This window comes from Streptomyces sp., assembly GCF_050698815.1.
Lineage (GTDB): Bacteria > Actinomycetota > Actinomycetes > Streptomycetales > Streptomycetaceae > Streptomyces.
This window is the reverse complement of sequence record NZ_JBOHCV010000598.1, coordinates 1-7,612: the sequence shown is the minus strand read 5'-3', so window position 1 is coordinate 7,612 and position 7,612 is coordinate 1. Positions and strand designations below refer to the sequence as shown.

Below are 7,612 nucleotides of genomic sequence, written 5' to 3'. Positions count from 1 at the left end.
TTTCCCGGCTGACGAAGACGAACCTAGAACTTCAACTCAAGTTGAGGTCAACCCTCGCCGGTCGCGGCTCAGTCGGCGGCGGGCTGTCCCTCCTCCAGGCGGAATCCGACCTTCAGGCCGACCTGGTAGTGCTCGATCCGGCCCTCCTCGATCTGACCGCGCACCTGCGTCACCTCGAACCAGTCCAGGTTGCGCAGCGTCTCCGAGGCGCGGCTGACCGCGTTGCGGATCGCGGCGTCCACCCCCTCGTGGGACGTGCCGACGATCTCGGTCACCCGATAGGTGTGCTCGCTCATGGTGGTCTCCGCTGCTCCCGGGGTGATGTGCTCATCCCAAGTGCCCCGATTCGGCACGCTTACGCAGGTGAGTGCGTGCCGGGCGCCGGTGTCAGGTGCCGGCGCCGCCCATGGCCGTCAGGAGGGCCAGCGGTGTCGCCGCCGCCCATGCCTGCGGAGTGCACGAGTGCGGGTACGGCACCGGCGCCGGGTGTTCGAGACTGCTGTGACCCGCCAGTACCTCGGGCAGCCGCCAGCCGGTGTGCGCCGCCAGCGCCAGCACGCCGTCCGCGAGCGTACGTACCTCCTCGCGGAGCCCGTACCGCGCCAGGCCGAGGGCGATCACCGCGTTGTCGTGCGGCCAGACGCTGCCCCGGTGGTAGGTCAGCGGGTGGTAGGCGGGCTGACCGGCGGCGAGTGTGCGGACGCCCCAGCCGGAGAAGAAGTCCGGCTCCAGCAGCCTCCGTCCCACCGCGGCGGCGTCCCGGTCGTCGAGGATGCCGGACCACAGCAGGTGGCCGGCGTCCGAGGCGAGCGCGTCCGCCTGGCGGCCCGTTCCGTCCAGGGCGAGGGCGGGGAAGTCCTGGTCGGCCATCCAGAAGTCGCGCCGGAAGCGGAGGCGCAGCGCGTCCGCGGCCTCCTCCAGCCGGTCCGCGCAGGCGGCGTCGTCCCAGACCGTACGGGCCAGGCGGGCGGTGTGCCGCAGCGCGTCGTACGCGTAGCCCTGCACCTCGGACACGGCGAGTGCGCCTTCGGCCTGGGTGCCGTCGGCGGAGCAGATCGCGTCGGGGGAGTCCTTCCAGTTCTGGTTGGCGAGCCCGTCCTTGTCCGCGCTGTAGACGAGGTAGCCGCGCTCGTCGAGGCCGCCGTAGCGGAACATCCACTCCACGGCAGCCCGGGCGTGCCGCTCCAGGCGGCGGGCCAGGCCCGTGTCGCCGGTCTGCTCCGTCCAGGCGCCGAGCAGCACGAGGAACAGCGGCGTCGCGTCGACCGTGCCGTAGTAGCGGGCGTAGGGGACCTGGTCGAACTCGGACAGTTCGCCGTGGCGTACCTCGTGCAGGATCTTGCCCGGTTGGGCGACGCGGCGCGGGTCCTCGGTGGTCGCCTGGGTCGCGGCCAGCGCGGCGAGCGTGGCGGCGGCGAGGTCCGGGCGGTACGGGAGCGCGAACAGCGAGGTGAAGATCGAGTCCCGGCCGAACAGCGTGAGGAACCAGGGGACGCCTGCGGCGGGCACCCGCAGCGCCTCGCCGTCCGGCCCGGTGGCCGGTACGCGCAGCAGGTCGAGGTCGGCGAGGCCTTGCTCGCAGGCCCGGCGCAGCTCCGGCCGGTCGGTCAGCTCGTGAATGGCGGGAGGCGCGGCGGCCTCGGCGGCGCCCCCGGCGGAGGCCACGACGGCGTCACTCTCCGCCTGCGCCGCCGCACCGGAGACAGTCGCCCGCCCCGGGTGGGCCCGCGCCCGCAGGGTCAGTTCGGCCGTGCCGTGGGGCGGCAGGGTGAGAGTCCAGCTCAGCCGGTGCGCCCCGTCCGTGGTCCCGGCCACCGCGTCCGGCGCCGGCTCCGCCGTCACGGTGGTGCGGGCCAGCCAGTCGCCGCGCCGGTAGCTGAGCTCCACGCCGTCCGCGCGCTGTTCGGCGCTGCGCTCGCCACCGGGCTTGGCGAAGGTGTGGTCCCCGCGCAGCTCGTACTGGTCGGCGAAGTCGGCGTCCGCGGTCAGTGCCACCCGTACGGTCGTCTCGTGCCCGACGTTGGAGGTCAGCCGCAGCCGCTCGACCAGCGTGCGGTGGGTGAGCGCCTGCTCGCGGTAGACGGTGCACGCCGGCGGCTGGTCGCGGCCGAATGGCGGGGTCAGCACGGCAGTGCACGCGCCGTCGCCGCTAGCCGGCACGAGCAGATCGGGCGCCGCGTCGTCGAGGCTGAGTTGCCAGCGGCTCAGATGCCTTCCGTCGTTCACGAACAGCCCGTCGGGGGTGGCGTCCACACGCCCGTCGATGTCGCCGCCGCTGCCGAGCAGTGCCAGTGTGCCGTCGTGTACGAGCAGACGGTCGCCGTCGTTCATGGGGTCTCCCTGGGTATCGCTGTCGTGCATGATGTCGCTGTCGTGCCCTCTTCGGCGGAGGCCAGCAGGTCCAGCGCCAGTGCGGCCGTCCAGCTGAAGTCACGGATTCCGCGCGCCTCGCCGGTGTACGGGTCGAGGTACTCGGCGAAGCCGGAGTCGACCGCCGCTCCGAGCACCTCGGCCCGCAGCGCGTCCGCCCGCCCGGTCTCACCCTGCTGCCGGAGTCCGCGCTCCAGCAGCCAGTTGACGTTGAACCAGGCCGGCCCGCGCCAGTAGCGGCTCGGGTCGAAGGCGTGCCCGGTCAGCGCGTAGCTCGGCGCGAGACGTACGGTTCCGCCCAGCCCGAAGTGCGGGCCCTCGGCCGTACGTACGAGCGCCGCCGCGACCTCCTCCGGCAGCCCCGGCACGATCAGCGGCACCAGCCCGGCGACGCTGAACTCCCGTACCGGAGCGTCCGCTCGCAGGTCGTTGCAGAGGAAGAGCCCGGCTTCCGGGTTCCACAGGCACTTCACCAGCGCGTCCGTGAGCGCTTCGGCGCGGGCGAGGTGCGGGGCGGGGTCGGCGCCCGTCGCGGCCGCGATCCGGGCCAGCGCGCGTTCCGAGACGATCAGCAGCGCATTGACGCTCGGGTCCTCGACGGCGAACGGGTGCGGTGCGTCCGCGTCGCGGTAGCCGTGGTCGCGGTATTCGGCGGCGAGCCGCACGTAGCGCCCGTAGTCCAGGTCGGTGGGCCGGTCGGCGGCGGTGCCGTGCGCGAGGTCGGCGCGCCGGAAGGAGTCCGCGGCGACCGGCTCGACGCGTGCCAGCGGGCCGTCCCAGCACGGGCTGTTGTCCATCCCCGGCTCCCAGGGATGCACCATCGCGGCCAGTCCGTGCCCGCCCAGGTCCCGGCGGTCGGCGAGATAGCGGTGCCAGGACGCCAGCCGCGGATACAGGCGGGCCAGGAAGCCGCGCCGACGGGAAGCCTCGGGGTCGGCCTGGTGCACCAGCCAGGCGGCGAGCGCGTGCACGGGCGGCTGGACGATGCCCGAGGTCTCCAGTCCGCGCGGCGGACCCGCCTGCGCGGTGGCGGACGTCTGCCAGAAGTCGGGGCCGGGGAAGTACGCGTCCAGCGGCACACCCGTGTCGAAGACGATGTGCGGCATCCGCCCGTCGGCCCACTGCGCGCCGAACAGCGTCTCCAGCTCACGCTGTGCGCGTACCGGGGACAGATGGCGCAGCCCGATGGCGATGAACGCCGAGTCCCAGCTCCACTGATGCGGATAGAGACCGCGGGAGGGCACCGTGGAGTTTCCGGTCCAGTTCCCGAACAGCACGCGGCGCGCCTCGCGGCGCAGCCGGTGGCGCTCGGCCCGGCCGAGCGCCCGGTGCGGGGCGAGCAGTTCGCCGGAGGCCGGCGGAGCCGCGGTCATCCCGCCGCCCGGTGCAGGAAGGGCGGGATGGAGCGGACGGCCGCTGCCGGGTCGCCGGTCAGTCTGCACTCGACGGCCAGGTATCCGGTGTAACCGGCGCTGTCCAGGGCGCCCAGCCAGGCGGGCCAGTCCAGGTGCCCGGCCCCGGGCTGGAACCGGTTGGAGTCGCTGACCTGCGCGTGACCGATGTACGGCGCCGCCGCCAGGATCGCGGCCGGCGGATCGGCCTCCTCGATGTTCATGTGGTAGCTGTCGATGCCGATACGGACGGAGTCGAGACCGACCGCGGCGATCAGCTCGGCTGCCTGCTCAAGCCGGTTGAGCATGTGGTCCTCGTACCGGTTGAGCGGCTCCAGGTAGAGGGCGACGCCTTCGCGGCGGGCGTGCTCACCCAGCTCCGTGAGTCCCGCGAGCAGCACCTCGCGGTCCTGCTCCGCGCTGCGCGGCGGTTCGAAGGGCGGCAGCCGCCGCGAGAACATCCCGTACGAGGCAGGGGTCTGCGCGCCCGTGCCGCCGAGCTCCGCGATGACCGACAGCTGCGACTTCAGCTGGTCGAGGGCGTCGCGCCGCTGCCCGGCGTCGAAGGCGGCGAAGAAGTGCGGCATGTCGACGCACACCGTGGGCATGACGACACCGTCCGCGAGGGCCTTGCGCAGTTCGGGCAGCCGCTCGCGGAAGCCGAAGCCGCCCTTTCCGCGCAGCTCGATGGCGTCGTAGCCGGCGGCCTGCGCGAACTCCCACTTCTGCTGAAGGGTCTCGCCGGGCAGCAGCTGCTCCTGGCAGGCGGTTCTGAACATGGTTCGGGCCTTTCGGGGTGATGCGGCGGTGCGGTTGCCGGGTGCCTGATTCAGAACTCGAGCACGATCTGGAGGGCCTCACCCGGACGCTCGTCCAGCAGGACATAGGCGTCGGCGGCCTCCGCGGCCGGTACGACGTGACTGACCAGGGACTTCACATCCACCTTGCCTTCGGCCACCAGCCGCAGGAAGGTCTGCTGGAGCCGTTCCACGCTCCAGCGCCCGGCGAGCTGATGCGGCACCCCGCCGATCTGTGAGCAGATCAACTGGGCCCTGTTGTGGTGGAATTCGTCGCCGAGCCGCAGCCCGGCGGCGTCCCCCTGATAGAAGCCGGCGGCGACGACACGGCCGCCCACGGCCACCGACCGCAGCGCCTCGTGCAGCGCGGGATAGGCACCGCTGATCTCGATGGCGGCGTCGGCGCCCCGCCCGTCGGTGAACTCCCGCAGCCGTTCGGCGACATCGTCGGTACGGGCGTTGAGCGTGGCCTCGGCGCCGTACTGCCGCGCACTCTCCAGCCGTACGTCGAGGGCGTCGACGGCCGTCACGCGGGCGCCGTTGAGCTGGGCGAGGCGGGTGGTCAGCAGTCCGACGACGCCCTGCCCGAACACGGCGACGTCCTCCCCGAGATGGACGTCGGCGCCGAGCACGGCGTTGTAGGCGATGGCGCCGACCCGGGCGAAGGCACCGGCGAGCGGTTCGAGTCCGGCGGGCAGGGTGTGCCCGGCCATCCGCTCGGCCGGGACGACGCCCTCGCTGCGGTGGCCCCAGATGCCCCACACCAGATCGCCGACGGCGGGCAGGCCCGGCCGGTCCCGCAACTCCGGTGAGGCCTCGGTGACTTCGCCGACCTCCGAGTACCCCCAGCCGGCGACCGGATAGGCGATCCCGGCGGCACCGTCACGGAAGAGCCGGGCCTCGGGGTCCCAGGTGCGGGTCAGATAGGGGTTCGTGCCCCGGTACGCGGTGAGTTCCGTACCGGCGGATATGCCCGAGTAGCGGGTGCGTACCCGCAGATGGCCGGGCGGCAGCGGCGCACTCTCGTGCTCGGCCACCTCGACCTGCCGGGGGCCGGTGAACTGGACGACTCGCTCCACAACGGACTCCGAGGGGGGTTGGTTCTGACGTGCGGTTCAGCAGTTCCGTAGAAGATACATCAGAGTTACGTCTTGTAAACAGACAGAAGTGGTGCTGAGATGCATCCCTGAAAAGCGGAAGCCACGTGAGGATGGGGCATGCGGATGTGGACGCGGCGTTCGAGAGTGCGGCAGTCGAGCGCAGCCGGGCTCGCAGTGGTGCTGTCCGCCGTGCTGCTGGCGGGCTGCTCGGGGAACGCGCACGTCGGGCCGGGCAAACCGGACTCCAGGATCACCGTGTGGACACTGGAGAATCTGCCCGCGCGGATGGCGGCACAGAAGAAGATGGTCGCCCGCTTCGAGAAGAAGAGCGGCGTCCAGGTGAAGCTCGTCGGCGTCGACGAGGGCCAGCTCCCGCAGTTGATCATGTCGGCGGCTGCCGCGGGGAAACTGCCCGACGTGATCGGTGCGCTGCCGCTCGGCCAGGCCTGGCAGATGTACGGCAACGGGCTGCTCAACACCAAGGCCACCACCGGCATCGTGAAGGGACTGGGTGTCGGCGATTTCAACGCCAACGCACTCAGGCTCAGTTCGGACGGCGGCACACGGCTCACCGTCCCCTCCGACGCCTGGGTCCAGCTCCTCGTCTACCGCAAGGACCTGCTGAAGAAGGCCGGACTGCCCGAACCCGACAGCTACGCCACGATGCTGAAGGCCGCCAGGAAGCTCGACCGGGGGCGCATGAACGGCATCTCCCTGGCCACCGACCCCAGTGACCTCTTCACCCAGCAGAGCTTCGAGGATCTGGCACTGGCCAACGACTGCCAGCTCGTCGAGAAGGGCGAGGTGGCGCTGGACTCCGCCGCCTGCCGCCGGACCTTCGAGACCTATGACTCCCTCGCCCGCGAGCACGGCGCTCCCGGCACCCAGACCGTCGACACGACTCGGGCCACCTACTTCGCGGGCAGGTCACCGATGATGGTGTGGTCCTCCTTCCTGCTCGACGAACTGTCCGGTCAGCGGGCCGACGCCGTGCCGAGCTGCCGGGAGTGCAAGGAGAACCGCGCGTTCCTCGCGGAGAACAGCGGCATCGCGACGGCGCTGAAGGGCCCCGACGGCGAGAAGCCGGTCCAGTTCGGCGAGATCAGCTCCTGGACGATCACGAAGACGGCCGAGACCAAGGCGTCGAGCACCTTCGTCAAGCACATGCTGAGCGACGGGTACGAGGACTGGTTCGGGATGGCGCCCGAAGGCAAGATCCCGGTCCGGGAAGGCACCGCCGAGGACCCGGACAAGTACACGCGTGCCTGGCGCTCCAGCAGGCTCGGCGTCGAGGCGACCGTGCGCAAGCCGCTCAACTCGATCTACCCGGACCGGGTGCTGGACCAGCTCACGCAGGGCGTCGGCGTGATGCGCCGCTGGGGCATCGAGGAGGGCGAAGGCGCCCTCGTCGGCGCCACCAACGGCGAACTCCCCGTCCCCAAGGCGATCGGCGCCATGACCAGCGGTCAGACGTCGCCCGAAGAGGCGGCGCGCGAAGCGCGGGACGAGATCGACGCGCTGCGGCGGTCGCTGGAGTGACCTTCGCCGCCATCCGAGGTACGCACACCTTGACCTCTCTCCGAGCTGAAGCAGGGAGATTCTTCCCTCGCGGGTTGAGCTTTCTGCTTCGCAGCCGGTTGCCGACCCGAATTAACGGCGGGGGACGGTGTGCCGCCCATCGGTCTTACATCAGCTCCACAGACCTGACTTCCCGCCAGCCCGGCGGTAGGCCGGTCCGGGCTTGGTTTTCGCCCGGACCAGCAGGCCACACGTTATCACCCATCTGGACGCAGGCGCGGATACAACGGGCGAATCACCTTTCCCGGCCCTGCTCTGCAGAGGTTTGTTTCCTCCTCCGGCTGATGCCGGGGGTATCCACGAAGGAAGACAGATGACGCAAACCAGCACCAGGCCACCGGAGAGCGGTGCCACCCCGCCCGGCGTCGCTCCGGAG

At 71.5% G+C, this 7,612-nt stretch carries 6 protein-coding genes; 1 reads left to right on the top strand and 5 read right to left on the bottom strand.

Annotated features, from left to right (window positions below; all coding sequences use genetic code 11):
- Positions 1 to 68: 68 nt before the first annotated feature.
- The 5 genes from ACRDP3_RS21590 to ACRDP3_RS21570 form a co-directional block, all read right to left on the bottom strand.
- A complete protein-coding gene (locus ACRDP3_RS21590) occupies positions 69 to 296 on the bottom strand; it encodes a dodecin (RefSeq protein ID WP_431518636.1) in 228 nt (75 codons plus the stop codon).
- 91 nt (positions 297 to 387) lie between these two features.
- The gene (locus ACRDP3_RS21585) at positions 388 to 2,331 is read right to left on the bottom strand and encodes an amylo-alpha-1,6-glucosidase (RefSeq protein WP_431518635.1); all 1,944 of its coding nucleotides are present in this window, start codon (positions 2,329 to 2,331) and stop codon (positions 388 to 390) included.
- The gene (locus ACRDP3_RS21580) at positions 2,328 to 3,743 is read right to left on the bottom strand and encodes an MGH1-like glycoside hydrolase domain-containing protein (RefSeq protein ID WP_431518634.1); all 1,416 of its coding nucleotides are present in this window, start codon (positions 3,741 to 3,743) and stop codon (positions 2,328 to 2,330) included. The genes ACRDP3_RS21585 and ACRDP3_RS21580 overlap by 4 nt, the downstream gene beginning before the upstream one ends.
- Entirely contained in the window at positions 3,740 to 4,540 is an 801-nt protein-coding gene (locus tag ACRDP3_RS21575) for a sugar phosphate isomerase/epimerase family protein (protein WP_431518633.1), read from the bottom strand. The genes ACRDP3_RS21580 and ACRDP3_RS21575 overlap by 4 nt, the downstream gene beginning before the upstream one ends.
- Positions 4,541 to 4,590: 50 nt before the next feature.
- A complete protein-coding gene (locus ACRDP3_RS21570) occupies positions 4,591 to 5,637 on the bottom strand; it encodes a zinc-dependent alcohol dehydrogenase (RefSeq protein WP_431518632.1) in 1,047 nt (348 codons plus the stop codon).
- A 138-nt stretch (positions 5,638 to 5,775) separates the two neighbouring features.
- Here ACRDP3_RS21570 and ACRDP3_RS21565 point away from each other — a divergent pair, with 138 nt between their 5' ends.
- Positions 5,776 to 7,197, top strand: coding sequence for an ABC transporter substrate-binding protein (locus tag ACRDP3_RS21565; protein ID WP_431518631.1), 1,422 nt, complete (start codon positions 5,776 to 5,778; stop codon positions 7,195 to 7,197).
- The last annotated feature ends 415 nt before the right edge of the window (positions 7,198 to 7,612 follow it).

Bases quoted from the DNA above. Each gene is read 5' to 3' on its own strand.
- ACRDP3_RS21590 (WP_431518636.1), bottom strand. From the start codon at position 296: ATGAGCGAGCACACCTATCGGGTGACCGAGATCGTCGGCACGTCCCAC.
- ACRDP3_RS21585 (WP_431518635.1), bottom strand. From the start codon at position 2,331: ATGAACGACGGCGACCGTCTGCTCGTACACGACGGCACACTGGCACTG.
- ACRDP3_RS21580 (WP_431518634.1), bottom strand. From the start codon at position 3,743: ATGACCGCGGCTCCGCCGGCCTCCGGCGAACTGCTCGCCCCGCACCGG.
- ACRDP3_RS21575 (WP_431518633.1), bottom strand. From the start codon at position 4,540: ATGTTCAGAACCGCCTGCCAGGAGCAGCTGCTGCCCGGCGAGACCCTT.
- ACRDP3_RS21565 (WP_431518631.1), top strand. From the start codon at position 5,776: ATGCGGATGTGGACGCGGCGTTCGAGAGTGCGGCAGTCGAGCGCAGCC.